This is a genomic window from Arthrobacter sp. zg-Y1219, assembly GCF_030125545.1.
In the GTDB taxonomy this organism is placed as follows: domain Bacteria; phylum Actinomycetota; class Actinomycetes; order Actinomycetales; family Micrococcaceae; genus Arthrobacter_B.
Window position 1 is genome coordinate 64514 of sequence record NZ_JASKLY010000010.1, and the last position, 25336, is coordinate 89849.

The 25336-nt window shown below is 67.3% G+C and carries 20 protein-coding genes; 7 read left to right on the top strand and 13 right to left on the bottom strand.

Features of this window, described 5'->3' with window-relative positions:
• Nucleotides 1-323: 323 nt before the first annotated feature.
• Nucleotides 324-1520, top strand: a complete 1197-nt coding sequence (locus QNO00_RS06625) for a hypothetical protein (protein ID WP_284024017.1) — start codon at nucleotides 324-326, stop codon at nucleotides 1518-1520.
• An 8-nt stretch (nucleotides 1521-1528) separates the two neighbouring features.
• Here QNO00_RS06625 and QNO00_RS06630 read toward each other — a convergent pair whose 3' ends face one another.
• Entirely contained in the window at nucleotides 1529-2239 is a 711-nt protein-coding gene (locus QNO00_RS06630; protein ID WP_229964700.1) for a redox-sensing transcriptional repressor Rex, read from the bottom strand.
• Between the two features lie 132 nt (nucleotides 2240-2371).
• Nucleotides 2372-2626, bottom strand: coding sequence for a glutaredoxin family protein (locus QNO00_RS06635; protein ID WP_284024018.1), 255 nt, complete (start codon nucleotides 2624-2626; stop codon nucleotides 2372-2374).
• Nucleotides 2627-2714: 88 nt separating this feature from the next.
• Between QNO00_RS06635 and QNO00_RS06640 the strand changes: the two genes are divergently transcribed.
• Nucleotides 2715-3527 carry an HAD family hydrolase gene (locus QNO00_RS06640; RefSeq protein WP_229964698.1) on the top strand — a complete coding sequence of 271 codons (813 nt, stop codon included), beginning with the start codon at nucleotides 2715-2717 and terminating at the stop codon, nucleotides 3525-3527.
• 82 nt (nucleotides 3528-3609) lie between these two features.
• Here the strand turns inward: QNO00_RS06640 and QNO00_RS06645 are convergent, their stop codons facing one another.
• The 5 genes from QNO00_RS06645 to QNO00_RS06665 form a co-directional block, all read right to left on the bottom strand.
• Nucleotides 3610-3708: a 30S ribosomal protein bS22 gene (locus tag QNO00_RS06645; protein ID WP_003792170.1), complete on the bottom strand. Its 99-nt coding sequence runs from the start codon at nucleotides 3706-3708 to the stop codon at nucleotides 3610-3612.
• Nucleotides 3709-3855: 147 nt separating this feature from the next.
• Complete coding sequence (locus QNO00_RS06650) at nucleotides 3856-4068, bottom strand: helix-turn-helix domain-containing protein (protein ID WP_210227694.1); 213 nt, start codon at nucleotides 4066-4068, stop codon at nucleotides 3856-3858.
• A 194-nt stretch (nucleotides 4069-4262) separates the two neighbouring features.
• On the bottom strand, nucleotides 4263-5603 hold the full coding sequence (gene gdhA / locus QNO00_RS06655) for an NADP-specific glutamate dehydrogenase (RefSeq protein ID WP_284024019.1): 1341 nt from the start codon (nucleotides 5601-5603) through the stop codon (nucleotides 4263-4265).
• An 86-nt stretch (nucleotides 5604-5689) separates the two neighbouring features.
• Nucleotides 5690-6319 (bottom strand): ArsR/SmtB family transcription factor, encoded by a 630-nt coding sequence (locus QNO00_RS06660; protein ID WP_284024020.1) that lies wholly within the window; start codon nucleotides 6317-6319, stop codon nucleotides 5690-5692.
• Nucleotides 6320-6403: 84 nt separating this feature from the next.
• Nucleotides 6404-7612 carry an acetoin utilization protein AcuC gene (locus tag QNO00_RS06665; RefSeq protein ID WP_442860460.1) on the bottom strand — a complete coding sequence of 403 codons (1209 nt, stop codon included), beginning with the start codon at nucleotides 7610-7612 and terminating at the stop codon, nucleotides 6404-6406.
• A 141-nt stretch (nucleotides 7613-7753) separates the two neighbouring features.
• Here QNO00_RS06665 and QNO00_RS06670 point away from each other — a divergent pair, with 141 nt between their 5' ends.
• Together QNO00_RS06670 and QNO00_RS06675 are read left to right on the top strand one after the other, a co-directional pair.
• Nucleotides 7754-9163, top strand: coding sequence for a TrkH family potassium uptake protein (locus QNO00_RS06670; protein ID WP_229964695.1), 1410 nt, complete (start codon nucleotides 7754-7756; stop codon nucleotides 9161-9163).
• Nucleotides 9156-9824 carry a potassium channel family protein gene (locus tag QNO00_RS06675; RefSeq protein WP_229964694.1) on the top strand — a complete coding sequence of 223 codons (669 nt, stop codon included), beginning with the start codon at nucleotides 9156-9158 and terminating at the stop codon, nucleotides 9822-9824. The genes QNO00_RS06670 and QNO00_RS06675 overlap by 8 nt, the downstream gene beginning before the upstream one ends.
• Before the next feature lie 462 nt (nucleotides 9825-10286).
• On the opposite strand, the gene proC is transcribed toward QNO00_RS06675, so the two are convergent.
• The 6 genes from proC to QNO00_RS06705 form a co-directional block, all read right to left on the bottom strand.
• Complete coding sequence (gene proC / locus QNO00_RS06680; protein WP_229964693.1) at nucleotides 10287-11141, bottom strand: pyrroline-5-carboxylate reductase; 855 nt, start codon at nucleotides 11139-11141, stop codon at nucleotides 10287-10289.
• A gap of 43 nt (nucleotides 11142-11184) precedes the next feature.
• Complete coding sequence (locus tag QNO00_RS06685) at nucleotides 11185-12015, bottom strand: sugar phosphate isomerase/epimerase family protein (RefSeq protein WP_229964692.1); 831 nt, start codon at nucleotides 12013-12015, stop codon at nucleotides 11185-11187.
• A complete protein-coding gene (locus tag QNO00_RS06690) occupies nucleotides 12012-13049 on the bottom strand; it encodes a Ppx/GppA family phosphatase (RefSeq protein WP_229964691.1) in 1038 nt (345 codons plus the stop codon). Before QNO00_RS06690 ends, QNO00_RS06685 begins: the two co-directional genes overlap by 4 nt.
• 91 nt (nucleotides 13050-13140) lie before the next feature.
• Complete coding sequence (gene topA, locus QNO00_RS06695; protein ID WP_284024021.1) at nucleotides 13141-15873, bottom strand: type I DNA topoisomerase; 2733 nt, start codon at nucleotides 15871-15873, stop codon at nucleotides 13141-13143.
• A gap of 172 nt (nucleotides 15874-16045) precedes the next feature.
• Nucleotides 16046-17767 carry a DUF7059 domain-containing protein gene (locus tag QNO00_RS06700; RefSeq protein ID WP_284024022.1) on the bottom strand — a complete coding sequence of 574 codons (1722 nt, stop codon included), beginning with the start codon at nucleotides 17765-17767 and terminating at the stop codon, nucleotides 16046-16048.
• A gap of 88 nt (nucleotides 17768-17855) precedes the next feature.
• On the bottom strand, nucleotides 17856-19628 hold the full coding sequence (locus QNO00_RS06705) for an FAD-binding protein (RefSeq protein WP_284024023.1): 1773 nt from the start codon (nucleotides 19626-19628) through the stop codon (nucleotides 17856-17858).
• A gap of 568 nt (nucleotides 19629-20196) precedes the next feature.
• On the opposite strand from QNO00_RS06705, the gene QNO00_RS06710 reads away from it, so the two are divergent.
• The 3 genes from QNO00_RS06710 (at nucleotide 20197) to QNO00_RS06720 (ending at nucleotide 25324) form a co-directional block, all read left to right on the top strand.
• The gene (locus tag QNO00_RS06710; RefSeq protein ID WP_284024024.1) at nucleotides 20197-22404 is read left to right on the top strand and encodes an acyl-CoA dehydrogenase family protein; all 2208 of its coding nucleotides are present in this window, start codon (nucleotides 20197-20199) and stop codon (nucleotides 22402-22404) included.
• A gap of 71 nt (nucleotides 22405-22475) precedes the next feature.
• A complete protein-coding gene (locus QNO00_RS06715) occupies nucleotides 22476-24629 on the top strand; it encodes an acetate--CoA ligase family protein (protein ID WP_284024025.1) in 2154 nt (717 codons plus the stop codon).
• A gap of 80 nt (nucleotides 24630-24709) precedes the next feature.
• Nucleotides 24710-25324, top strand: a complete 615-nt coding sequence (locus QNO00_RS06720) for a TetR/AcrR family transcriptional regulator (protein ID WP_284024026.1) — start codon at nucleotides 24710-24712, stop codon at nucleotides 25322-25324.
• Nucleotides 25325-25336: the final 12 nt, after the last annotated feature.

Sequence of the window (25336 nt, forward strand, 5' to 3'; positions counted from 1 at the left end):
GGTCCGGAAAACGGGCCGGCCCTTTTTGTCACCTGCGCAGGCTTCAACCGTCCTCTTCTGGTCACACCGCAGGGGAAGCGCTGTAGCGTTTGATCACCCGCTGGGATGGCAGCTCAAACCCGGCGCGGAGCGTATCCCTTTTCCCGAAGGCGGCACCGAGGATGAGTCCACTTCACGCTTCCCCAAATCCACTGCGGCGCCGTGTGCAGGTGCTCGGCAAAAAGGCCCGCGGCGCCCTCGGCTCCCGGATTCGGTCCCTCCGCCGGCGGCGGCGCGCAACCACTTGGCCGACAGTGGCCGTGATCCCGCCAAGGGTGGAACCAGTGACGACGGCGGCAGAACCGGCGGTGGCGACCCTGACGGCGGAACCGGACGGGGCAGAATCGGCGGTGGCAGAACCGGCGGTGGCAACCCTGACGGCGGAACCGGAAGGGGCAGAATCGGCGGAGGCTGAAACGGCGGTGGCAACCCTGACGGCGGAACCGGAACCTGAAACGGCGGAGGCAGAACCGGCGATCGAAACGACGGCCGAGATCCTGATAGCCGAACCGATGATCGAGGAAACTCCGGCGGACCCGGACCCGGCCCCCGGGACGGCGGTGGCAACAACCCTGACGGCGGACCCGGAACCGGAGCCCGAGACGGCGGTGCCAACCCTGGTCTCGGAACCGGACCCGGAGCCCGATACGGCGGCGCCAACCCTGACGGTGGACCGAGAGCCAGAAACGACCCCCCTGACGGCTGATGAACCGGCGACGGCCACGGCGGTGCCGACCCTGACGGCAGAGCCGGCCCTCGAGACAACGCCGTCGGACCCGGGCCTGGGCCCGGAGCCCCGAACGGCGGTGGCGACCCTGACGGCGGAACCGGAAACGGACCCGGCCACACACTCCGGGACACCACCGGACGCACCACCCATCACCGCACCTGAAACCCCGCAGATGCCTCCCGGCGAAGAGGCGGCTGCACTCCCCCTGTCCGGCCGAATCCCGTTTGGCCGCACGGCGGGCGGCGTTTCAGTGCCCGCACCGCCCGCAGCCACTCCACGGCCGGCGGTGCCGGCACGGATTCCCTACCGGGAGTGGAAGGGCCGACGTCCGCGGGCAGTGGGACTGTCTTTTGCCGCCATCGTGATGGCCGGCATCATCAGTCTCGGCGGAGGCATAGCGGCGAGCCGCGCCCCGGTCACGGAACCTCCGGCCTATGCCGGCCTGCTCGAGATATTCGGCGTCGACGCCGCAGAATATGTAACCACCATCCAGACGGTCACACTCGCCACGGCCCTGGTGGTCTTCGGTCTCTATCTGCTCGTCGCCGTCCTGATACGGGAGGGCCGGAACTGGGCGCGCATCGGCGCCTCGGTCTTGGCTCCCATGGCACTGGTAGCGACCATGCAGGCCGCGGCCGTGTTGCAGGTGTTTGCCGTGCTGGTGGCAATCGCGGGACTGTCGCTGCTCTATCTGGACGAATGCAACAGGTACTTTCGACCCCGGCGCAGCCGGTACTTGAGTATGCGCTGACGGCGAGGCTAGGTGGCCAGCCGGGACCGGGCTTCGGACGCGATGTCCGAGACTTGGGCCCGCTGTGCGTGATAGGCCAAAATCTGCAATTCGGTGGCCATGTCCACCTTGCGCACCTGAACGTGGTCCGGAACCTGCAGCACCACTGGCGCGAAGCTCAGAATACTGGTGATGCCGCACGCGACCAGCCGGTCGCAGAGGTTCTGGGCCACGTCGGCGGGGACGGATAGGACGGCCATGTTGGCCTTGGCACGGTCCAGGACGCTTTCCATGACGTCGACGGAACTGACGCGCAGCCAGCCGACTTCCTGTCCGATCACCAGCTGGTCGGCGTCGAACAGGGCAACCACCTCAAATCCGCGCGACCCGAATCCCGGATACCCGGCAAGGGCCCTGCCCAGGTTTCCGGCACCGACGATCGCCACCCGCCAGTTCCGGGTCAGGCCCAGGGCGGCCGCAATCTGCTCGCTGAGGTAGGACACGTCATAGCCCACGCCGCGGGTGCCGTAGGAACCCAGATAGGAAAGGTCCTTGCGGAGCTTGGGGGAATTAACCCCCGCCGCTTCCGCCAGCTCATCCGATGAGACCCGCTCAATGCCCTCGCCCAGCATGCTGCTCAGCGCCCGCAGGTAGATCGTCAGGCGGGCCAGCGACGCAGGCGGAATATGCCGGGCGGTAACTGCACCGGCCGGTCGGCCTGGTTCCTCGGAGATGCTCACATGTCCCTATCATTTGTTGGGTACTCCCGCGGCGGGCGCGAGCCTGTGCCGCACCTGATGCTGCCCGGTACGCCAGGTCTACCCGGTTTTCCCACTCTAAGCCCGAGGCAGGGCGGGACAAAGCCCCGGATCCTAGGCTCCCAGGAGCCGGCGGATCCGAGCCTCATCAAGCTGCCAGAAATCACGCTGGACCCCGTCGATCAGGAGCACCGGTATCTCCTCCCCAAACCGGGACGTCAGTCCCGCATCGCCTTCAATGGACTGTTCGCGCCAGCTGATGGCGAGGTCAGCACGAATCCGTTCCAGAACCGCACGGGCCGCTTCGCACAGGTGGCAGCCCGGCCGGGTGAGCAGGAGGAGATCTGGGGACGTGTCCGAGGAGGTCATACTTCTAAAATAGCCGCCCGGTCCAGTACCTGCGTTCCGCCGAACGGGCGACCGTGACCCCGGCGACTTAATGCGTAGACTCAGGGGTATGCCCCGAACCACCGCAGTACGAGCCGCCGAGCCTCCGGCAGCGGCGGTCAAACCTGGCGAGGCTGCGTTCTTTGATGTGGACAACACCCTGATGCGGGGAGCCAGCCTGTTCCATGTGGGCCGCAAGATGTACCAGCGCAAGGTTTTCACGCTTCGGGAGGCGTTTGGCTTCGCCCGCAAGCAGGCACGGTTCATGCTGCAGGGCGAGAACCTCAAGGACGTGCACTCGGTGCGCGACGCCGCCCTGACTTTGGCCACGGGCCTCGCCGCGGCAGATATCAGGGTCCTCGGCGAAGAAGTCTACGACGAGATGATCGAATCCAAGATCTGGCCGGGAACCCGGGCGCTGACCGAGCAGCACATGAAATCCGGCCGTCCCGTCTGGCTGGTCACCGGCACGCCCGTTGAGGTGGCTTCAGTGATCGCGGACCGGCTGCACCTGACGGGCGCCCTGGGAACTGTGAGCGAAATCGACGACGGGCTTTACACGGGCCGTTTGGTGGGCGAATTCCTGCACGGCCCGGCCAAGGCCGAAGGCGTCAAGGTCCTGGCGGAAAAAGAAGGCCTCGACCTGGGCCGCTGCTGGGCCTACAGCGATTCCTACAACGACGTGCCCCTGCTCAGCATTGTCGGGCACCCGGTGGCCATCAACCCGGACTCCCGGCTGCGCCGGCATGCGCGGGACCGCAATTGGCCCATCTATGACTTCCGCTCGGGACGCCGGGCCGCCACCCTGGGCTTGAAGAGCGCCACCGTGGCCGGGGGCGCCTACGGGCTGTGGCGGGGCTTCTCCTGGGTCAGGTCCCGCTAGCGCCGGGAAGGCGCCCGCGCGTTTAAACAACAAACCCGCCGGCTCCGAAGTGCACGGCGGGTTTGTCCAGGAAAGATCCTGGTTACTTCTTGTTGCGACGCTGGTGGCGGGTCTTGCGAAGCAGCTTACGATGCTTCTTCTTGGCCATACGCTTGCGGCGCTTCTTGATTACTGAACCCACAGAGTCCTCACAAACTTGAAATAGTCAGACGCCGGCTCCAACGCTTCGGCACCGTTGGCACCCGCGCGTCGACACCGGCAGATAGTTGCCACGATGTAAAACGTTCTTTAACAGGGTACCGCCTCGCCGCGGTATCCAGTGACAGCGCTACGCAGTGTCCGAGCGACGGTCAATCACGGCGTTTTTCAGCACCTGCTGGACCGCTGATTCGGGCACACGGTAGGAGCGCCCGAAACGGACAGCGGGCAGCTCGCCCGAATGCACCAGCCGGTACACGGTCATCTTGGACACACGCATGACATCCGCGACCTCTGACACGGTCAGAAACCGTACGTCCGAGAAATTGCCCTCGTCTGCCATTTGCCTTGAGTTCCTTTGCTGATGTGCAACAACCGGCTGCAATGCAGCGTCAATCCGAAGACGCGGGTGCCTGCTGGGGACTGCCACTGGGTTTAACCGTCCGGTCTTCCACTCTAGTGTCTGAGGTCACCATAGTGGAAGTTCACCCGCCATCTTCAGCTGTCGACCGACCGCTTCCGCCGGGGTGCGGCGGGTTAGATTACGCCTTGGGCGAGCATGGCGTCGGCCACCCGCACGAAGCCGTTGATGTTCGCCCCCACCACGTAGTTGCCGGGAGAACCGTATTCCTCGGCCGTTCGGGCGCAGTTGTCATGGATGTTGACCATGATTTCCGTCAGCCGGCGCTCGGTGTGTTCAAAGCTCCACGAATCGCGGCTGGCATTCTGCTGCATTTCCAGCGCCGAAGTAGCCACTCCGCCCGCGTTTGCAGCCTTCCCGGGCCCGAAGAGCACATTGGCTTCCTGGAAGGCTTCAATGGCCTTCGGCGTGCAGGGCATGTTGGCCCCTTCGGCAACCGCGACAACCCCGGACTTGATCAGGGAGCGGGCGTCGCCGTCGTCGAGCTCGTTCTGGGTGGCGCACGGAAGCGCCACCGCCGCGCCGGCGTCCCAGATGGAGCCGCCGGGCACGTAGGTCGCTGAGCTGCCGCGGCGCTTGGCGTAGTCGGTCATGCGTCCGCGCTCGACCTCCTTGACCTCCCGCAGCAGCGCAACATCGATGCCCGTCTCGTCCACCACGTAGCCCTGCGAGTCCGAGCAGGCCACCACATTGGCGCCGAGCGCCTGGGCCTTGGCGATCGCATTGATCGCCACGTTGCCCGAGCCGGAGACGATGACCCGCTGCCCCTCCAGGCTCAGGTTCCGGGTCTTGAGCATTTCCTCCACAAAGAGCACAACGCCGTAACCGGTGGCCTCGGGACGAACGAGGGAACCGCCCCAGCTGACGCCCTTGCCGGTCAGCACGCCGGATTCGTAGCGGTTGGTGATCCGCTTGTACTGGCCGAACAGATAGCCGATCTCGCGGCCGCCCACGCCGATGTCGCCGGCCGGGACGTCGGTGTATTCACCGATGTGGCGGTAGAGCTCGGTCATGAAGGACTGGCAGAAACGCATCACTTCGGCGTCGGACTTGCCGCGCGGGTCGAAGTCGGATCCGCCCTTGCCGCCGCCGATCGGCATGCCGGTCAGCGCGTTCTTGAAGATCTGCTCAAAGCCCAGGAACTTGACGATCCCCAGGTACACGGAGGGATGGAACCGCAGGCCGCCCTTGTAGGGGCCGAGGGCCGAGTTGAACTCGACGCGGAAGCCGCGGTTAATCTGCACCTGGCCGTGGTCATCCACCCAGGGCACCCGGAAGATGATCTGGCGCTCCGGTTCGCAGATGCGCTGCAGAATGGCGGCTTCCCCGAACTCAGGATGCTTGCGGAGCACCGGTTCCAGAGTGTCGAAAACTTCGACGACTGCCTGATGGAATTCGGTTTCACCGGGATTGCGCCGGAAAACGTCGTCGCGCACGCTGATGAGTGTTGAGTCCATGGTTGTTATTGCTCCTTCGAGTATTTCCCACGTACTACGCTAGCGGTCCGGTGCCGGGCCTGCGACGTGTGACGGGGGAAGACGCCCTAGGAGCGACGACGTCGGAACTTCGGGAACTGCCCCAGCAGATCGGCGGCGCGTTCGGCCGCCCTGCCCACGGTGCGTCCCAGATGCTGCGCGGCGACCGGATCCCCGCCGACCGGCTGCGCTTCGGCGCTTCCGGATTCCAGTGCGGCTGCCGCGGCCGCCGCTGCCGTGCGGGGATCAGCAGTGCGGGGATCAGCTGTGCGGGACTCGGCCATGCGGGAGTCAGCCGACGACGGCCGGCCGGCAAACAGCTGCCGTCCGGTGCGGGCCGTCCCCGAGTTGTTCCCGGCGGGACTGATCCCCGTCGCGGTGGCCACTGCGGCCACTGAAGCGAGCCGTGTGTCGGGAGTCTTTGCCGCTTGGAGCGACGGAAGGTCGAAGGCCCGGAGCCACAGCACGATCTCATCCAGCGGAGCGGTCTGCAGCGAGTAGTAGCGTTTCTGTCCTTCGGCCCGCATGCTGACCAGGCCGGCCTCCCGGAGGACCTTCAGGTGCTTCGAGACGGTGGGCTGGCTGACTTCCAGCTCTTCCACGAGGGCGCCCACGGATTTATCTCCGCTGCGCAGCGCCCCCAGCAGCTCACGGCGGGTGCCTTCCGCAATGACGGCAAAAACATCATCGATGACCATGACACCCACTTTATCCGTTCCCCGGCCAAAGGCCGGTTTCGCTGCCGGGCCGGTCCGCAGCTGCGCCGCCGCGGACCGGTTTGCCTAGTCGAACCAGGGATCAAGGCCATGCAGCGGAAAGACTTCCTTGCGGGTGGCCATCACCGTGCGGTCGATCTCGTCGTTGGGGTCGTAGCCGACTTCCCAGGACCGCCACCACAGCTCAATCCCGTCGCCCATCAGCGGCGGGGAATCCTCCCCGTACCGCTCCTTGACGTACTCCCGCCACGGTTCGGGGACCGGGGTGTTGCACCGGATGCGGCCGTTGGCCGCCACTGACATCAGCAGGCTCCAGGACCGCGGCACCACGGAAACCACGTTGTATCCCCCGCCGCCCGTGGCGATCCACCGTCCGCCGCAGAGGGTGGATGCAAGGTCGGCGATCGTCAGGGCCGCCTGCCGCTGGGTGTCCACGCTGAGCCGGAGGTTGGTCAGCGGATCATCGGTGTGGCTGTCGCAGCCATGCTGACTCACGATCACGTCCGGGGCAAAAGCCTCAGCCAGTTGCGGAACCACTGCATGGAAGGCCCGCAGCCAACCGCTGTCGCCCGTCCTGGCCGGCAGCGCAACGTTGACTGCCGTTCCTTCCGCGCCGGGGCCGCCGGTCTCATTGGCGAAGCCGGTGCCCGGGAAGAGCGTCAGCCCGCTTTCATGCAGGGAAATCGTCATGACCCGGGGGTCGTTCCAGAAGATGCTCTGGGTGCCGTCGCCGTGGTGGGCGTCGACGTCGATGTAGAGGACCTTGTTGGCACCGCCGGCGAGCAGCCGGGCGACGGCGGCCGCGGCGTCGTTGTAGATGCAGAAACCAGAGGCGTGCTCGGCGGCCGCGTGATGCATGCCGCCGCCGAAGTTCACGGCGTGCAGCACATCGCCGGAGAGGACGGCGTCGGCCGCGGCCAGCGAACCGCCCACGAGCCGCGCACTGGCGTCATGCATGCCGGCGAAAGCCGGATTGTCCTCGGTGCCGAGCCCATACTTTTCATTGGTGGACCCCGGATCCGCGCTGACGCTGCGGACCCCGGCAATGTACTCGCTGCCGTGCACCGTCCCGAGCTCCTGGTCGCTGGCCACGAACGGCTCGCCCAGGGACACGCCCGGCAGGTCAAAGATCCCCAGGTCCCTTGCCAGCCTGGCGGTGAGGTCCAGGCGCAGCGGACTCATGGGATGGCCAAGCCCAAAGTTATAGTCCAGCATGGCCTCGTGCCAGATGATGCGGGTCGGCATGACCGGAAGACTGAGTCCGCGGTTGATCATGCTGAACAGGCTACGCGATGTGCGCAATACTAGGAGACTGACACCGCGGCACGCCGCCGGACGCTGCCGGCAGCCGCATCGGTGGTTTACTACTGCGCGGAGCACCGCACCCCATCTGGAACCAAGGAAACAAGCACGAATATGGCACCCATCCGGCAGCCCCGGCTGCAGCTGCGGCAGCTCAACCCCTTGCGGGCGTTCTCCGCGCTGCGCGACTTCGTGGATGCCCTGGCTGCCAGTTCCCCCGCCCGGCTGGCCCTGATTGTCTTCGCCCTGGTGATCCTGCTGTTCACCGCCCTGCTGTCGCTGCCTGCCTCGTCGAGCAGCGGTGACGTCACTCCCCTGCACGACGCCCTCTTCACCGCGGTGTCGGCTGTCTGCGTCACCGGGCTGACCGTGGTGTCCACCGCCACGCACTGGTCCGGCTTCGGGCAGGTGCTGATCCTGATCGCCATCCAGGTGGGCGGGCTGGGCATCCTGACCATGGCATCGCTGCTGGCCCTGGCCGTGAACCGGCGGCTGGGCGTGCGCGGAAAGCTGATTGCCCAGGAAGGCATGAACACCGGCCGCCTGGGGGAAGTTGGTTCGCTGCTGCGCATCGTGGTCACCACCACCGTGGCGATCGAGCTGGTGCTGGCCCTGATCATGGCCCCGCGGTTCATGATTCTGGGAGAGTCCCCCGGCCAGGCAATCTGGCATGCCGTGTTCTATTCAATCTCCGCGTTCAACAACGCCGGTTTCACCCCGCACTCGGACGGGCTGGTGCCGTACGACGAGGATCTGTGGATCCTCGGGCCGCTGATGGCGGGGGTTTTCCTGGGCAGCCTCGGCTTCCCGGTGATCATGGTCCTGCTGCAGAGCAAATTCCACGTCAAGCAATGGAATCTGCACACCAAGCTCACACTGCTTGTCACTACCATTCTGCTGGTCGGCGGCAGCGTCCTCTGGGGCGCCTTCGAATGGTTCAACACCGCCACCATCGGCGACATGAACGTGGCGGACCGGATCCTGCATTCGGTGTTCGCCTCCGTGATGACCCGGTCCGGCGGCTTCAACCTGGTGGACATGTCCGACCTGGATTCCAGCACGCTGGTCATCACCGACATGCTCATGTTCGCCGGCGGCGGCTCTGCCTCCACCGCCGGCGGCATCAAGGTCACCACCCTGGCCGTCATCTTCCTGGCGATCGTGGCCGAAGCCCGCGGTGACTCCGATGTGCGGGCCTTCGGCAGGACCATTGCGTACAGCGCGATGCGGGTGGCCATCTCGGTGGTCGTCCTCGGCGCCACTCTGGTGGCCGTGGCCACGGTGGCGCTGCTGGCCATCACCGCTGAGACGCTGGAGCCGGTCCTGTTCGAGGTGATTTCCGCCTTTGCCACGGTTGGGCTGAGCACGGGACTGAGCGAAGCGTTGCCGCCGGCCGGCAAATACCTGCTCGCCGCCCTCATGTTCGCCGGCCGCGTGGGTACCATTACCCTGGCCGCGGCCCTGGCAACCCGGCAGCGCAACACGCTGTACCACTACCCCGAAGAAAGGCCAATCATTGGCTGACAGACCAGCTCACAACGCTCCCGTCCTCGTCATCGGATTGGGACGCTTTGGCTCCGCCACCGCTGAACAGCTGGTTAAGCAGGGCCGCGAAGTCCTGGCCATCGAGCGCGATCCGAGCCTGGTCCAGAAGGCGTCAAGCCTCCTGACCCACGTGGTGCAGGCCGACGCCACCAACATCGATGCCCTCAAGCAGCTGGGCGCGCAGGACTTTTCCTCCGCCGTCGTCGGCGTCGGCACCTCCATCGAATCCAGTGTGCTGATCACCGTGAACCTGGTGGATCTGGGCATCGAGCACCTCTGGGTCAAGGCGATCACTTCCGCGCACGGCAAGATCCTGACCCGGATCGGCGCCAACCACGTGATTTATCCGGAGGCCGACGCCGGCCGGCGCGCGGCGCACCTGGTCGGCGGCCGCATGCTGGACTTCATCGAGTTCGACGACGACTTCGCCATCGTGAAGATGTATCCGCCCCGGGAAACCCAGGGCTTCACGCTGGGCGAGTCCAACGTGCGTTCCAAGTACGGGGTCACCGTGGTGGGCGTGAAGTCACCCGGTGAGGACTTCACCTACGCGCGGGCAGACACCAGGGTGTCGTCCCGCGACATGCTGATTGTCTCCGGACACGTGGACCTGCTCGAGCGGTTCGCCGCCCGCCCCTAGCATTCTGCGTGTCCGTCCCGGGGGGTTCTTTCCATCCTGCGGGCGTTCCCGCACCGAGAGCGCACGTATGGCGGCTTCCACGCCGGGCGGCGCCATCGCCGCGCACCGAGAGCGCACATATGGCGACTTCCACGCCGTTTTGGCCACCGGAGCTGCACTCTCGCGAAACCGAGCCCGCCATATCTGCACACTCACGACAGCCGTCTCACCGAGAGCGCACGTAGGGCGACTTCCACGCCGGGCGGCGTCACCGCGGCGCAACGAGAGCGCAGCTTTGGCGACTTCCACGCCGTTTTGGCCACCAGAGCTGCACTCTCGCGAAACCGAACCCGCCATATCTGCACACTCGGGACAACCGGCGCACCGAGAGCGCAGCTATGGCGACTTCCACGCCGGGCGGCGCCATCGCGTCGCACCGAAAGCGCAGCTATGGCGGCTTCCACGCGGACCCGGCCGACGCCGCTACTTCTGCGCGGCCGAGAGCTCCGCGGTGATCTCCGCTGCCCGCTCGGCGGCGGCACGGGCCCCGCGGGCCACGACATCGGGCAGTCCCTGCTCGTCGAAGCTGCGGATGGCGGCCTCGGTGGTGCCGTTGGGGCTGGTCACGGCGCGGCGCAGCACACCGGCATCGGCGCCCGGCTCGGCGAGCATGTAGCCGGCACCGGCGACGGTGTCGCGGGCGAGGACCGCCGAGAGCTCGGGATCCAGGCCCAGCTCCACGCCGGCGCGGGCCATGGCTTCGGCCAGGTAAAAGGCGTAGGCCGGACCGGAGCCGCTCACGGCGGACACGGCGTCGACCTGCTCTTCCGGCACCTGGACCACACGGCCGGTGGCGGACAAGAGCTCGGCGGCCAGCGCCATGGTGGCCTCGGTGGCGTTGGTGCCGGCGGAGATGGACACGACGCCGCGGCCCAGCCGGGACGGCGTGTTGGGCATGGAGCGGATGACGGGCTGGCCGGCGGGAAGCCCCGCTTCCAACAGCTCCAGGGAGACAGCCGCGGCCACGCTGATCACCACGGTGCCCGGACGCAGGGCGGGGGCGATTTCCGCCAGGAGCGCCGCGACGCCCACCGGCTTCACTCCGACGACGACGACGTCGGCGCCCGCTGCCGCGGTGCGGTTGGCTTCCGGGTCATCGTTGCTGGCCAGCACGGTGAGGCCGGCGTAGCGTCCGCGCAGTTCGGCTGCCCGTTCGGGGCGCCGCACGGTGGCGCTCACCTGTGCGGGCGGCATCCCGCCGGCGAGGATTCCGCCAAGAATGGCTTCGTTCATTGAGCCGCAGCCCAAAAAGGTCAGGTGGGTATGTCCGGTATCCATGCCCCCGATTCTGTCACGGCACCCCGCGGGGCTCCGTATCGGGCTACTCCGAGATCTGGCCCAGGTTCATGCGGGCGAAGTCCAGGGTCTGCTTCAGCTGGTCCTCCCGCTCGCCGGCGCCCTTGACCTTGCGGGTACTCACTTCAATGGCCACCACGCCGGTGTACCCGGTTTCGCTCAGGTACTGCAGGGCTTCGGCGCAGCGCTGGGTGCCTTCACCGGGCAGCATGTGCTCGTCGCGCCCGTTGGGCGTGCCGTCGGTCAGGTGCACGTGACGCAGGCGGGAGCCGAGCTTGCGCAGTTCCTCATAGGAATCCATCCCGGCGATCGCGGCATGGGAGAAGTCCCAGGTGACGTGCTCGTAGGGTTCCGTCACCGGATTCCAGTGCGGCAGGTAGGCCTTGGCTTCGCGGCCGCGGACCCGCCACGGGTACATGTTCTCCACGGCAATGGTTACGCCGTACTGCTCGGCGATGTGCCGCACGCCCTCGGCGAAGTTCTCCGCGTAGCCGGACTGCCAGCGGAACGGCGGATGCGCCACCACTGTCTTGGCCCCCACCTCGGCGGCCATCGCGGCGGACAGCTCAATCTTGGTCCAGGCCTTGCCCCAGACCTGCTGGGTCAGCAGCAGGGTGGGCGCGTGGATGGCCATGATGGGCTGTGAGTAGCGCTCGCTGAGTGCGCTCAGGATCTGCGGGTTTTGGCTGTCGTTGCTGCCGGTAACCATGATCTCCACGCCGTCGTAGCCCAGGTCGTGGGCGACGGCGAAGGTGTCGTGCACGCTCAGCGGATAGACGGAGGCGCTGGACAGGGCCACCGGGATGAACGGGGCGGTGTCCTCTTCCGTCAGGGAAATCTCTGGTGACGTGGTCATTCAGCTGGACTTTCCGTAGAAGTGGCTGTCAGGGGCGCCATCTCCGGCACCCGTTCCGGGAGGCGGCTGTCCGGCAGGGGGCTGTCCGGCAGCGGGCCGTCTGATTCGAAGCGCAGGGTGTCGAAGCGCTGCAGGATCAGCCCCTCGCGCAGCGCCCAGGGGCAGATCTCGAGCACCGGAAGATCGAAGGCTTCCATGGCCGCGTGGGCCGTCATGGCACCGGCGAGCACCTGCGACGCGCGGATCGGGGACACGCCGTCGAGGTTGCTGCGGTCGCTGATGCTCATGGTTTCCAGGCGCTTGGTCCACAGTCCGAGGTCGGTGCGCTGCAGCTGGCGGCGCACGTAGGGCCCGGCAGCGGACGGGGCGGCACCGGTGATGCGGGCCAGCGAGCGGAAGGTCTTGGACGTGCCGACGGCGAGGTTCGGACGGCCGCAGGCAGCAAACTCCGCCGCGGCTTCCTGCACCGCTGCCCGGATGTGCTTGCGCAGCTTCTTGATGCTCTTGGCCGTGGGCGGATCGCCCGGAAGCCAGTCGCGGGTCAGCCGTCCGGCACCCAGCGGCAGGGACAGCGCGGTCTCGGGAAGTTCGTCGGCGCCCTGCGCCATTTCGAAGGATCCCCCGCCGATGTCCAGGTCCAGCAGGGTGCCGGCGCCCCAGCCGTACCAGCGGCGGACGGCCAGGAAGGTCAGCGACGCCTCGTCGGCGCCGCTCAGTTCCTTCAGCCGGACAGTGGTTTCGGCCTCCACCCGGGCGAGCACGGCCGCACCGTTGGGTGCTTCCCGGATCGCCGAGGTGCAGAAGGAGAGCAGGTCCTGGGCGCGGTGGCGGCGGGCAAACTCCCCGGCTTCCGCCACGAAGCCGATCAACTCGCGCTGCCCCGCTTCGGTGATGGCGCCGTCGTCGTCGAGGTAGGCGATCAGCGACAGCGGCCGCTTGTGGGAGGCAAAGGGCACCGGCCGGGCACCCGGATGCGCGTCCACCAGCAGCAGGTGGACGGTGTTGGACCCGATGTCGAGGACTCCTAAGCGCATGACACCATTATCCCGCGCCGAAGGGCAGCTCCCGTACACGGCAGCTGCCCTTCGGCAAACATGGGAACGGCGGCCGGATCCCGTCAGCGGCCTACTTCTTGGCCGGTGCGCGCTTGCGGGCCGCCGGCTTGCGGGCGGCCGGCTTCTTGGCCGGACCCTTTTCGCGCTTCTCCGCCAGCAGCTCGATGGCCTGCTCGCGGGTCAGCTCTTCAATGGCCGTGGACCGGGGCACCGTGATGTTGGTGATGCCGTCGGTGATGTACGGACCGAAGCGGCCGTCCTTGACCACAATGGGCTTCTCCGACACCGGATCCGTGCCGAACTCCGCCAGCGGAGCCGCTGCCTGCCGGCCGCCGCGCTGCTTGGGCTGGGCGTAGATTTCCAGCGCCTGTTCCAGCGTGATGGTGAAGATTTCCTCTTCGGAACCGATGGAACGGGAGTCAGTGCCCTTCTTCAGGTACGGGCCGAAGCGGCCGTTCTGCACGGTGATCTCGTTGCCCTCGGCGTCGGTGCCCAGGACGCGCGGGAGCTTCATCAGCTTCAGCGCTTCCTCGAGCGTGACGGTTTCCACGCTCATGGTTTTGAACAGCGAGCCGGTGCGCGGCTTGGCCTTGACCGGCTTCTTCGGCGGCTTGGGCTTGCCGTTCTTGTAGTACTCCACCGGCTGGTTCGCCAGGTCCTCGGCGGTGACCTCGGGGATCAGCTCGATGACGTACGGGCCGTAGCGGCCGTTGCGGGCCACGATGGTGCGCCCGGTTTCCGGATCCTCGCCGAGCACGCGTTCCTCCGGTCCGGCGGTTTCCATCAGCTCGATCGCCTTTTCGGCGGTCAGCTCATCGGGGGCCAGGTCCTCGGGAACGTTGGCGCGCTCGGGCTCGGTGCCTTCCGGGGCGTCGGCGGGCAGCGGGCGTTCCAGGTACGGGCCGAACTTGCCCACGCGCAGGGTGATGCCCGGCGCGATCTCGATCGAGTTGATCGCCTTGGCGTCGATTTCGCCCAGGTCGTTCACGATCGTGTGCAGCCCGGTGTCCACGCGGTCACCGTAGTAGAACTGGTTCAGCCACTCCACGCGGCCGGCCTCGCCGCGGGCAATGCGGTCCAGGTCCTCTTCGAGTTCGGCCGTGAAGTCGTAGTCCACGTAGTTGGTGAAGTGCTCCTCCAGCAGCCGCACCACGGAGAATGCGATCCAGCTGGGCACCAGGGCCTGGCCGCGGTTGGTGACATAGCCGCGGTCCATGATGGTGGAGATTGTTGCGGCGTAGGTGGACGGGCGGCCGATGCCGAGCTCTTCGAGCACCTTCACCAGCGACGCTTCCGTGTAGCGCGGCGGCGGGGAGGTCTCGTGCCCGACGGCGTTGAGGTCCGCTGCGGTGAGCGCGTCGTCGGCCTTCAAAACCGGCAGGCGGGCGCCCTCGGTGCCTTCGGCGTCGTCGTCGCGGGCGGCGTCGCGGCCCTCCTCGTAGGCGGCCATGAAGCCGCGGAACGTGATGACGGTGCCGGAGGCCGAGAACTCGGCGTCCCGGCCGTCGGAAGCCACGGCGCCCAGGCGGACGGACGCCGTCGAGCCCTTGGCGTCGGCCATCTGCGAGGCGACGGTGCGCTTCCAGATCAGTTCGTAGAGCTTGAACTCGTCGCCGCGCAGCGAGGAGGCGACCTGCGCCGGCGTGCGGAACGAGTCACCGGCGGGGCGGATGGCCTCGTGGGCTTCCTGCGCGTTCTTGGACTTGCCCTTGTAGACGCGGCGGGCCTCGGGCACGTATTCCGGGCCGTAGAGTTCAGAGGCCTGCCGGCGGGCGGCGTTGATGGCCTGGTCCGACAGCGCCGGGGAGTCGGTACGCATGTAGGTGATGTAGCCGTTTTCGTACAGCCGCTGCGCCACCTGCATGGTCACCTTGGAGGAGTAGCGCAGCTTGCGGCCGGCCTCCTGCTGCAGGGTGGAGGTGGTGAACGGTGCGGCCGGACGGCGGGTGTACGGCTTGGTGTCCACGGAGCGGACAGAGAACGACGCCGACGCCAGGTTGGCGGCCAGCGAGGTGGCTGCCGCTTCGTCCAGGTGGGCCACGGACTTGGCCTTGAGCTGGCCGAGGTCGCTGAAGTCCTTGCCGGTGGCAACGCGTGCGCCGTCCACGGAGACCAGCTTGGCCTTGAAGGACTCGGCGGCATCGGTGGCGAAGGTGCCCAGCAGGTCCCAGTAGGAGGCGGGACGGAACGCCATGCGCTCGCGTTCGCGCTCCACCACCAGGCGGGTGGCCACGGACTGCACGCGGCCGGCGGACAGGCCGCGGGCCACCTTGCGCCAGAGCACCGGAGAAATCTCGTACCCGTACAGGCGGTCCAGGATGCGGCGGGTTTCCTGCGCGTCAACCATGGCGACATCGACGTCGCGCATCTCCAGCAGGGCGCGCTGAATGGCTTCCTTGGTGATTTCGGGGAAGGTCAGGCGGTGCACCGGAACCTTGGGCTTGAGCACCTGCAGCAGGTGCCAGGCAATGGCTTCGCCTTCGCGGTCACCGTCAGTTGCGAGGTAGAGTTCGTCGGCGTCCTTGAGGGCGGCCTTGAGCTCGGCGACCTTCTTCTTCTTGTCGGCGGAGACCACGTAATACGGCTCGAAGTCGTTGTCCAGGTCGACGGCGAACTTGCCGACTCCGGTCTTCTTCAGCTCGGCCGGCAAGTCCGACGGCTGCGGGAGGTCGCGGATGTGGCCCATGGAGGCCGTCACCTCGAAGCCCTCGCCCAAATAGCCGGCAATGGTCTTGCCCTTGGCGGGAGACTCGACAATGACTAACTTCTTGCCGGTCTTCTTGTCGCTCGCCTTAACTGGCACTGTTCTCCTACGTAACAAAGGTGGTTCAAAGGGTAAGGGGCCGTGCCCGAGCTCTGATGCCTGGCCCGGTTCATCCTCAGACAGTATGCGGGATGCCCCAGACCTAGGGTAACTGCATTGAATGGGAGTTGCTGACTGGCCTCCCAAAACACCGCGGCCGGGCCGGCGGGTGTCAGGGAGCCGCGGGAACCAGGAATCCGTCCAGCACCAGGTTGCGGACCTCGGCTTCCAGACCGCGGGCAAAGTCCGGGTCCGGACGCCCCAGCAGCGCCGCGAGGGCACCGATGATCTGCCCCGTCGACAGTTCGCCGTCGCAGGCGGAAACGAACCCGGTCAGCTCGGTGCTCATCAGGTTGGTCCGGCGCAGGCCCGCACCCTGGCGCAGCAGGATCACGCCCGGGTGCTCCGCGCCGGGACGGGCGTGGCGCTCCTCCGTCACGTCGTCGGCCACTTCCAGGTGTTCATTTGCCAGCGAGGGGTGCGCGGCCAGCCAGTCAAACCGCGCGACGGCGGCGCCCAGGTGCGGTCCCACGGGCTGTTCGAGGGCGTGGGTAATCTCCTCGAACCGGCGCAGCGGCGCGGAGGCCGGGTCGGCCCGGCGGCGCAGGAAGAGGGAGCCGAAGCCGACGGCGGCCACTTCCCGGGAGGCGAAATCCGCCAGATACGCGGCATAGGACGCCAGGTACTCGCTGCGGTCCCGGTTCTCGGCGGCGTCCCGCAGCCACATCTCGGCGTATTCGGCCGGTTCCAGCACCTCGCGCTGGATTACCCAGGCATCGGTGTCCGGCGGCAGCCACGCCTCGATGCGAGCTGACCACGGAGCGGGTCCGGCGGCGCCGGTTTCGGTTGCCGGGATGTCGGCAAAATCACTCGCCCGGATCTCCCAGTTGCCCAGCATCTGCGCCGTGCCGCCCGGAACGAGCACCCGGTGCAGGGTCCGCACCAGCGTTGCCACGATTTCGTCGCCGGCCAGGCCGCCGTCACGGTAGGTGAAGCGGCCCTCCGGATCCTCCCCGGCGCCCCGCGGGGTGATGACGAACGGCGGGTTGGACACCACCAGGTCAAACCGCTCTCCGGCCACCGGTTCCAGCAGGCTGCCCAGCCGCAGGGAAACCCGGTCGTGGAGCTGCTGCGGATCCACCTCCAGGGCACGGGCGTTCAGCAGCAGGTTGAAGCGGGTGAAGGCGAGCGCGCGCGGCGAAATGTCCGTCGCCGTGACGTGGCGGGCATGGCGGAGCAGGTGGAACGCCTGGATGCCGCAGCCGGTGCCCAGGTCCAGCGCCCGGTCCACGAGCCGGCGGACGGTCAGCTGGGCCAGGCTGAGCGAGGCCTGCCCGATGCCCAGCACGTGGTCGTGGCGCAGCACGCCCGGGCGCTGGTGGGCGCCGAGGTCACTGGCCACCCAAAGGTTGCCGCCGTCGGCGACGGGTCCGGCGTCAGGTGTATCAGTGTCGGGCTCGGCGGTCGTGTCAGCGTCCGCGGAGTCGGCGGGGTCAGCGTCGGTGATGCCGTACGGCCGCAGGTCGACGGCGGCGCGGAAGGCCCCGCCGTCGTCGGCCGGCGAGGGCTCCAGCAGTCCCAGCGCCAGCAGCCCCTCGGTCCGGGTCCGGGGAAAAGCGCGGTCCAGCAGCGCCCGGCCCAGGTCCTCTCCGGCCAGCCAGAGCAGGATCATCGCGTGCACCGGCGCCGGATCCTGTCGTTGCGCCTCTTCCCGGCAGCGAAGGACCGCCGGCACCAGCTGGTCACGGCCGAGCGCGGCGGCGGCGGACTCCCCCAGGAAGTCCGCCACCCCGTCAACTGTGTAGCGGGCCTCCGCCAGGTCCGAGGCGAGAGCCTCGAGCAGCGGAAGGTTGAAACTCTGGGGCGCATCGGGAACACCGGCGAAATCAGTCACCGCTCCAGTTTATGGCCGGCCGCGGCAGCCCCGGTGCCGGTGCTCCCCTGCGGTGCCCCTCTCCCGGCGGCCCTCTTCCGGCGGCCGGCTAGGCGCCCTGCAGCGCTTCCACTGCGACGGCCCTCTTTCCGGCCGCGGTGGTCCGGCCCGCTGCGTGCAGTGCGCCCCGATATCCGAACACCACGGCCGGGGCAATGGTGGCTCCGGCGCCGGGATAGGTGCGTCCCATGACCGAGGCGGTGGTGTTGCCCGCGGCGTAGAGGCCCTCAATCACCGAACCGTCCTCCCGCAGCACCCGGGCATCCGGATCCGTCACCAGGCCGCCCTTGGTGCCCAGGTCCCCGGGGTAGAGCCGGACCGCGGTGAACGGGCCGTTCTCCAGGGCACCCAGATTGGGGTTCGGCTTCACGCTCGGATCCCCGTAGTAGTTGTCGTACGCGGTGTTGCCCCGGCCGAAGTCCTCGTCCACGCCGGTGCGGGCAAATCCGTTGAACCGCTGCACTGTGGAGACCAGGTTCGCCTCGGGAACCCCCATCTGCCGGGCGAGCCCGGCCAGGGTGTCATCCTTCAGGAGCAGCCCTTCGGCAGCCCACTTCTTCCGCCCGACCATGATCGCGGAGAACAGGTAGCGCCGGGTGTGCCGGGCTTCCATCACCAGCCAGGACGGATTGGCGGGCACCGTGGCGTTGCGTTCAAGCATGTGGTGCCCGAAGTCCACGTAGGACTCGGACTCGTTGAGGTACCGCACGCCCGAGGAGTCCACAACCAGCGAATGCGGCATGGACCGCTCCGCCAGCGAGAAGGCGACGCCGCCGCCGGGGGCCACGGTGGACGGCCCCCACCAGGCATCGTCCATCAGCGCGAGCGCTCCTCCTCGCTGCGCCACCAAGTCGATCACGTCCCCCTGGTCTCCTTCCGGAGCCGACGAATATTCCTGGTCCAGCCCGTGGTACTTTTTGCGCCACTCGGCGTTCCGGGCAAATCCGCCGGCCCCCAGCACCACACCCTTCCGGGTGCGGATCCGGACCGGGCGCCCGCGGTGGGTGACGATGGCGCCCACCACGGCGCCGTCGTCGTCCTGGATCAGGTCAAGCAGCGGGGAAGACAGCCAGACCGGTGTCTGCTGCTGCCGCACAACGTGCATGAGCGAGGAGGAGAGGGCACCGCCCAGCCCGTACAGCCGCTTGCCGCGGGCCAGTCCGCCGAGGGTGCGGAAGACAAAGCGGGCGCCGCGGATGAAGCCGCTGGGCGTGGACCAGGCGCGGGACAGTTCCCAGACGTCGTCGGTCGCCAGCGGCACCGGAATGCCCGACTTCGCGGCGCGGGAGGATTTAAACCACGTGCCCAGCGCCTTGGTGTCGAAGGCTTTGACCTCCAGCGACCGGCCGATCATGCCGCCGGGCTTGTCGGGGTAGTAGTCCGGATAGTCCTTGGACCGCATCCACCGCACGCCCAGCGACGAGAGTAGGGTGACGACGTCGGGAATTGAGGTCAGGAACGCGAGCTTGCGCTCGCGGGAGGAGACCGGCCCGACGTCGGCGATCACCGTCTCCATGTAGGTCAGGGCCTTCTCGGTGCTGTCCGGCACCCCGGCCTTGGCCATGAGCGGATTGTTCGGCATCCACAAGCCGCCGCCGGAGACGGAAGTGGTGCCGCCCCAGACGTCGGTGCTTTCCACCACCAGGACGTCCTGTTCCTCCTCCGCGGCCGTGATCGCCGCCGTCAGGGCCGCTGCGCCGGTGCCGACCACCAGGACGTCGACAATGCGGTCCCACTCGTCAAAGACATCCGTGTCGGCGGTTGGTTGGGTGTTTTCGGTGCGGTTGATGTGCTCGGTGCTGTCTGCGTACTCCTGCGTCATGTCTGTCCCCTGTGGCCGCTTTCCCCCGGACATCGATGCCGGAAGTAGGCCGCATGCTACATGCCCGCCAAACGGCCCGCACGGGCAGTTGCAAACGCCTGAAGCACCGGCCTTCGGAGCGGCTCGCAGGCTTCTTCGGTTCGGGATTCCCCTGCCATTTCGGGCGTCCCCCGCTGCTTCGGGATTCCCCTGCCATTTGGGGCATCCCCCGCTGCTTCGGGATTCCCCTGCCATTTCGGGCGAATCCAGCCGGTCCGCAGTGGTAGGAAACGCCCCAAACGGCCGGTTTTTCCCGGAACGGGTTTTTTATGCAGACCGACCGCAGCGTTCCCGTCAGGCTCCAAGTTGCCGCGTCCGGCGGTTCCCGGGTTCCCGGCCCCGATGTCCCTCCGGCCCTGGTCCCCCGGCCCAAATCCCCGGCTACGTGCCGTTCCTGCAACACCAACCAAGCAGAGTGTTGCCTAGGTCACATTTGTGAACTAGAGTCCAGATTCAGTTTGTGATCCCCGACAGACGCCGTCCGTGTGCCAAAACCGGACCGGCGAGTTCATGACATTGGAGTCATTACATGGCGCTAGCCCTTACCGAAGAGCACACGGACCTGTGTGCCGCGGCCTCCGATTTTGCCTCCCGCTTCGCCGACACGCTGGCGACACGCGAACAGCTTCCGGCGTACGGGGCAGGCGAACCGGCGCCGTACTGGGATGAGCTGGTAAAGAACGGCCTGCACTCCCTGCACATCAGTGAAGAACACGGCGGACAGGGTGGAACGGTGGCCGACACCGCGATTGTGGTGGAGGAGTTCGCCCGCCGCCTGGTGCCCGGCCCCTATGTCTCCACAGTTCTTGCCAGCGCTGCCGTGGCGGCAGCCGGCGACTGCAAGGCCGCGACGCGCGGGCTGGCCGAATTCGCGGAGGGGGCACGGGGTGCCCTTGTGCTTCCCGCCGGCACAGTCAGCGCAGCAGCGGCCGACGGCGGCTGGGAACTGCGGGGCACGGCACCGGTGCTCTCGCTGCTTTCGGCCGACTTCCTCGTCATCGGATTCGCCGCCGGCGGGGATACCCGGTTTGCGCTGGTCGATGTCCGGAGCGCCGGGGTCAGCCGCACGGCCGTTCCCTGCACCGACCTCACCCGCGACGCCGGCACGCTCGAACTCACCGGCCTGCTCGTCGGCAGCGAGGAAATTCTGGAAGGCCTGAGCGTCGTCCACGTGGAAACCCTGCAGGCCGGGCTGCTTGCCGCCGAAGCTTCCGGCATCATGCGCTGGGCTGTCGAGGCATCCACGGCGTACGCCAAAATGCGGGAACAGTTCGGCGCCCCGATCGGTTCCTTCCAAGCCATCAAGCACAAGTGCGCCAACCTCCTGATAGCCGCGGAGCTCGCCGCCGCCGCTGCGTGGTCCGCCCTGGTCTCGCTCGACCAGGACGAGGACCAGCAGAAGCTGGCGGCCGGCGCCGCGATTTCGGCCGCCATCGTCCCCTCGGTGGAGGCCGTCACCGAAGCCGTGACAATCTTCGGCGGCATTGGCTTCACCTGGGAGCACGACGCCCACCTGTTCTGGCGGCGCGCAATGACCCTGGGGGCGCAGGTGGGATCCCTGAGCGAACGCCTTGTCGCCACGGGCAAGACGGCCCTCCAGCTGGACCGCCGCATCGACATCGAGCTGCCGGATGAAGACCCGGCATTCCGCGCACGCATCGGCCAGCTGCTGGACCGCGCGCAAACCCTGACAAATGAGCACGACGGCGGCCGCTGGTACTCCCGCGGATCGCAGCGGACCTTCCTGGCCGAGGAGGGGCTCGCCGCCCCGCACTGGCCGGCACCCTACGGACTGGGCGCCACACCGGCGCAGCAGGTGGTCATTTCCCAGGAGTACGCACGCCGCGGGCTGACGCCGCCCTCCTCCGTGATCGGTGAATGGGCGATGCCGACCATCCTGGCGTACGGCAGCGACGCTGTTAAGGAGCAGTTCGCGCTGCCGACCCTGCGCGGCGAGCTGATCTGGTGCCAGCTCTTCTCCGAACCCGGCGCAGGCTCCGACCTGGCCGGCCTGGCCACCCGCGCCGTCAAGGTGGAGGGCGGCTGGGAGCTGAAGGGGCAAAAAGTCTGGACGTCCGGCGCCCATGAGGCCGACTGGGGCATCTGCCTGGCCCGCACCGACAAGGACGTGCCCAAGCACAAGGGCCTGAGCTACTTCCTCATCGACATGCGAAGCGCCGGCGTGGAAGTCCGTCCCCTGAAGCAGTCAACCGGCGACGCGGAATTCAACGAGGTCTTCCTTGATTCGGTCTTCGTTCCCGATGCCTATCTGCTCGGAGAACCCGGGCAGGGTTGGCGCATCACCGCCACCACGCTGCAGAACGAACGGACCCAGATTTCCTCCGGCGTTTCGGTGGGAACCGAAGAGGCGCTGCGCACCATGATCAGCCAGGGCAGGTACTCCGGCAGTGAGGACGCTGCCTTCACCTCGCTCGGCCGCATTGCCGCCGTCAGCTCGGCCATCGGAGCCCTGAACCTGCGGGAGACCCTGCGCCAGGTCAACGGCATGCAACCCGGAGCGGGATCCTCGCTGGCCAAGGTCGCCCATGCCCGGCTGACGCGCGAGGCCGCGTCCCACGTCCTGGCGCTGGCCGGACCGGGTGCGCTCTTCGCCTCGGCACCGGGCGATGCAGTGACCGGCCAGCTCGCCGTTCCGCAGGTCCTGATCGGCGGCGGAACAGTCGAAATCCAGCTCAACGTCATTGCCGAACGCATCCTGGGCCTCCCCCGGAGCTAGCCCTCCGGATCCTTCCCTACCGGCCCGAGCCGGGAAACCACATCCATGTTTCACCGAAAGGAGCGTTTCGCATGACAACGTTGACGAGCGAAACCGGCAGTACCCAGAACCTCGATTCCACCCGGCTGCGGGAACTTCTTGAGCCGAAGTCCATCGTCATAGTGGGGGCCAACACCAGGTCCACCTGGTCCCACTTCACGTACAGCAACCTGGTCTCCGGCGGGTTCGAGGGAGAGCTCTACCTGGTGAACCGCCGCGGCGAGGACTGCCACGGCCAAACCAGCTTTGCCTCGCTGGCCGATCTGCCGGAAACCCCGGACCTGGCGATCGTGCTCACGGGAACGAATTCGCTCGAAGACATTTTGGAGGAGGCCCGGGTCAAGGGCATCCGCAACCTGATCCTGCTGGCCGCCGGATTGGGAGAAGCCGGTGCCGAGGGCGCCGCCCTGCAGGCGCGTCTGGTGCAGAACGCACGTGCTGCCGACCAGCTGATCCTGGGGCCGAACAACCTTGGTTTCATCAACTCCCACGCCAAGGTCGCGGCCTTCAGCCACATGACCCAAATGCCCATGATCAGCGGCGGTGTGGGCATCGCCAGCCAGTCGGGTGCCTTGGCGATCTACTTGCTGCCCTACATGGCATCACGGGGCGTGGGCTGCTCCACTGCGGTGACCGTCGGCAACGAGGCGATGATCTCCGCCATCGATGTCATGAGCGTGCTCGTCGACGATCCCAACACCAAGGTCATTGCCGCCTACCTGGAACAGATTTCGGATCCGGCGCAGTTCCTCAACGTCGCGGACCGCGCCCGGGCCGCCGGCAAACCGATCGTCATCTTCAAAGCCGGCCGCAGTGAGGCCTCAGCCCGGGTGGCGGCAGCCCACACGGGCTCGCTGGTGGGCGACGACACCGTCATCGACGCCGCCTGCAAGCAGTACGGCGTCATCAGGGTCGAGAACATCGAGGACCTGGTCGCCACGGCAGGCCTGATCGAAGCCTACGGCGCCCTTCCCGGGCCCCGGATGGCAGTGATCACCGGCTCCGGCGCCATGTGCGCCCTGGTGGCGGACAAGGCCGACGCCGCCGGGCTGGAGCTGCCTGCCCCGCACCAGGACACGGTGCAGGGCCTGCACGATGCCGGACTGCCCACCTTCTCCACCGTGAACAACCCGATGGACACCACCGGTTACGTCTCCGTTGACCCGACCATCCTCACCAAGGCCGCCCAGTGCTTCATCGACGACCCCAACTACGACTTCGTGGTGGTCAACGGATCGTGGCCGGCCAACCAGGCAATGGCGGACATGGGCCGGCCCACGCAGGATGAAATGCTGCGCCAGCTCACGTCCTCTCCCAAGCCGGTCATCGCGATGAGCTTCCTGCCCACCGAGGTTACGGAGTTCGGCCGCGCCTTTGCCGCCGAGCACGGCTACCCGCACGCCTCGGATTCCTTTGACCGCGGCATCCCGGCCGCGGCCCGCAGCGCCTGGTGGGGACAGCGCGCCGCCGAGCTGGCCTCGGACGGCGAGCTGCCCGCGGCGCCGGCCATCACCAAGCCGGAAGGCGCTGAGCAGTGGACCGAGGTGCAGAGCGGAGAATTCCTGCGCAGCCACGGGGTGCCGTACATTCCCGCCGCCATTGCCGCCTCTGCAGAAGACGCGGTGGCCGCCGCCGAATCCATGGGCTACCCGGTGGTGCTGAAAATCGCTTCCGAAGATATCGCCCACAAGACCGAGGTCGGCGGCGTCCGGCTCATGCTGCAGGATGCTGAAGCGGTGACCGAGGCCTACCAGTTCATCCAGGCGTCCGTGGCCAAGCTGGCGCCGGAGGCCCGGATCCAGGGCGTGGCCGTCTCGCCGATGCGGCCGGCCGGCACCGAGCTGCTGGTGGGAGTTGTCCGGGATCCGCGGTGGGGCCTGGTGCTCGCGGTTGGATTTGGCGGCGTCATGGTGGAGCTGCTCAAGGATTCCGCTGTGCGTCTGCTCCCGGTGGGACCGGCGGAAATTCGCCGGATGCTTGAATCGCTGAAGGGAATTGAGCTGCTCACCGGGTTCCGCGGCGGCGAGCCCACCGATCTGGATGAGCTGGCGGCGGTGATCTTTGAGATTTCGCAGGTTGCCGTGGGGCTCGGCGATGAGCTCGAGGAACTCGAAATCAACCCGCTGCGGGTGGCCGGAAACCAGATTGAGGCGCTGGATGCATTGATCCGCTGGAAGGACCGGTAACGCGGTGTGCGGGATCTCGGGACGCCAAACGGCGGTGGTAGTTTTGGGTGTCCACCGGATTCCCCAGCAGGAGGCAATTGATGGTTCGGCAACTCACACGCGAAACCACCGAGCTTCCCGCCTACCAGGTGGAACGCAGGCAACGGATTCTGGACGCCGCGAAGAAACTGCTCCGCGTCAGCGACTACGACTCGATCCAGATCCGCGACGTGGCGTCCACGGCGAACGTGGCGCTGGGAACGCTGTACCGGTACTTTTCGTCCAAGGAGCACCTGTACGCGAACGTCGTCTACGACTGGGGCGTGCCGTTCAATTCCGCGGACCAGGGCTGGGCGCAAGGCCTGCGCACAACGGAGCGGGTTGCCCGGCGCCTGAAGCAGGCTTTGGCTGCCTTCGAGCGGCAGCCGAACTTTTACAAGGCGATCCTCATGCTGCGCACCTCCTCCGATCCGGAAGTGCGCGAACTGATGGAGCAGCTGGTGCTGGTCCTCGAGGAACCGTTTCATGCCGACTTCTCGACCCTGTCGCCGGACGAGGCTGCGGATGTCACCGCCATGGTGTGGGCCGTCCTCATGGATCTGGTCTCCCGCGTGTTGGCAGGCAACAAGACCGTTCCCGAAGCCACCCGGGTTTTGGACCGCTTTGTGGCAATGATCGGGCTCAGGCTCGAACAGGCCGAAGCCGAACGACGCTAGCCCCTGCTTCCC

Bases quoted from the DNA above. Each gene is read 5' to 3' on its own strand.
- QNO00_RS06705 (WP_284024023.1), bottom strand. From the start codon at position 19,628: ATGACGCAGGAGTACGCAGACAGCACCGAGCACATCAACCGCACCGAA.
- QNO00_RS06715 (WP_284024025.1), top strand. From the start codon at position 22,476: ATGACAACGTTGACGAGCGAAACCGGCAGTACCCAGAACCTCGATTCC.
- QNO00_RS06710 (WP_284024024.1), top strand. From the start codon at position 20,197: ATGGCGCTAGCCCTTACCGAAGAGCACACGGACCTGTGTGCCGCGGCC.
- QNO00_RS06665 (WP_442860460.1), bottom strand. From the start codon at position 7,612: ATGATCAACCGCGGACTCAGTCTTCCGGTCATGCCGACCCGCATCATC.
- QNO00_RS06640 (WP_229964698.1), top strand. From the start codon at position 2,715: ATGCCCCGAACCACCGCAGTACGAGCCGCCGAGCCTCCGGCAGCGGCG.
- QNO00_RS06720 (WP_284024026.1), top strand. From the start codon at position 24,710: ATGGTTCGGCAACTCACACGCGAAACCACCGAGCTTCCCGCCTACCAG.
- QNO00_RS06660 (WP_284024020.1), bottom strand. From the start codon at position 6,319: ATGGTCATCGATGATGTTTTTGCCGTCATTGCGGAAGGCACCCGCCGT.
- QNO00_RS06635 (WP_284024018.1), bottom strand. From the start codon at position 2,626: ATGACCTCCTCGGACACGTCCCCAGATCTCCTCCTGCTCACCCGGCCG.
- QNO00_RS06690 (WP_229964691.1), bottom strand. From the start codon at position 13,049: ATGCGCTTAGGAGTCCTCGACATCGGGTCCAACACCGTCCACCTGCTG.
- gdhA (WP_284024019.1), bottom strand. From the start codon at position 5,603: ATGGACTCAACACTCATCAGCGTGCGCGACGACGTTTTCCGGCGCAAT.
- QNO00_RS06650 (WP_210227694.1), bottom strand. From the start codon at position 4,068: ATGGCAGACGAGGGCAATTTCTCGGACGTACGGTTTCTGACCGTGTCA.
- QNO00_RS06685 (WP_229964692.1), bottom strand. From the start codon at position 12,015: ATGACCACGTCACCAGAGATTTCCCTGACGGAAGAGGACACCGCCCCG.
- proC (WP_229964693.1), bottom strand. From the start codon at position 11,141: ATGGATACCGGACATACCCACCTGACCTTTTTGGGCTGCGGCTCAATG.
- QNO00_RS06670 (WP_229964695.1), top strand. From the start codon at position 7,754: ATGGCACCCATCCGGCAGCCCCGGCTGCAGCTGCGGCAGCTCAACCCC.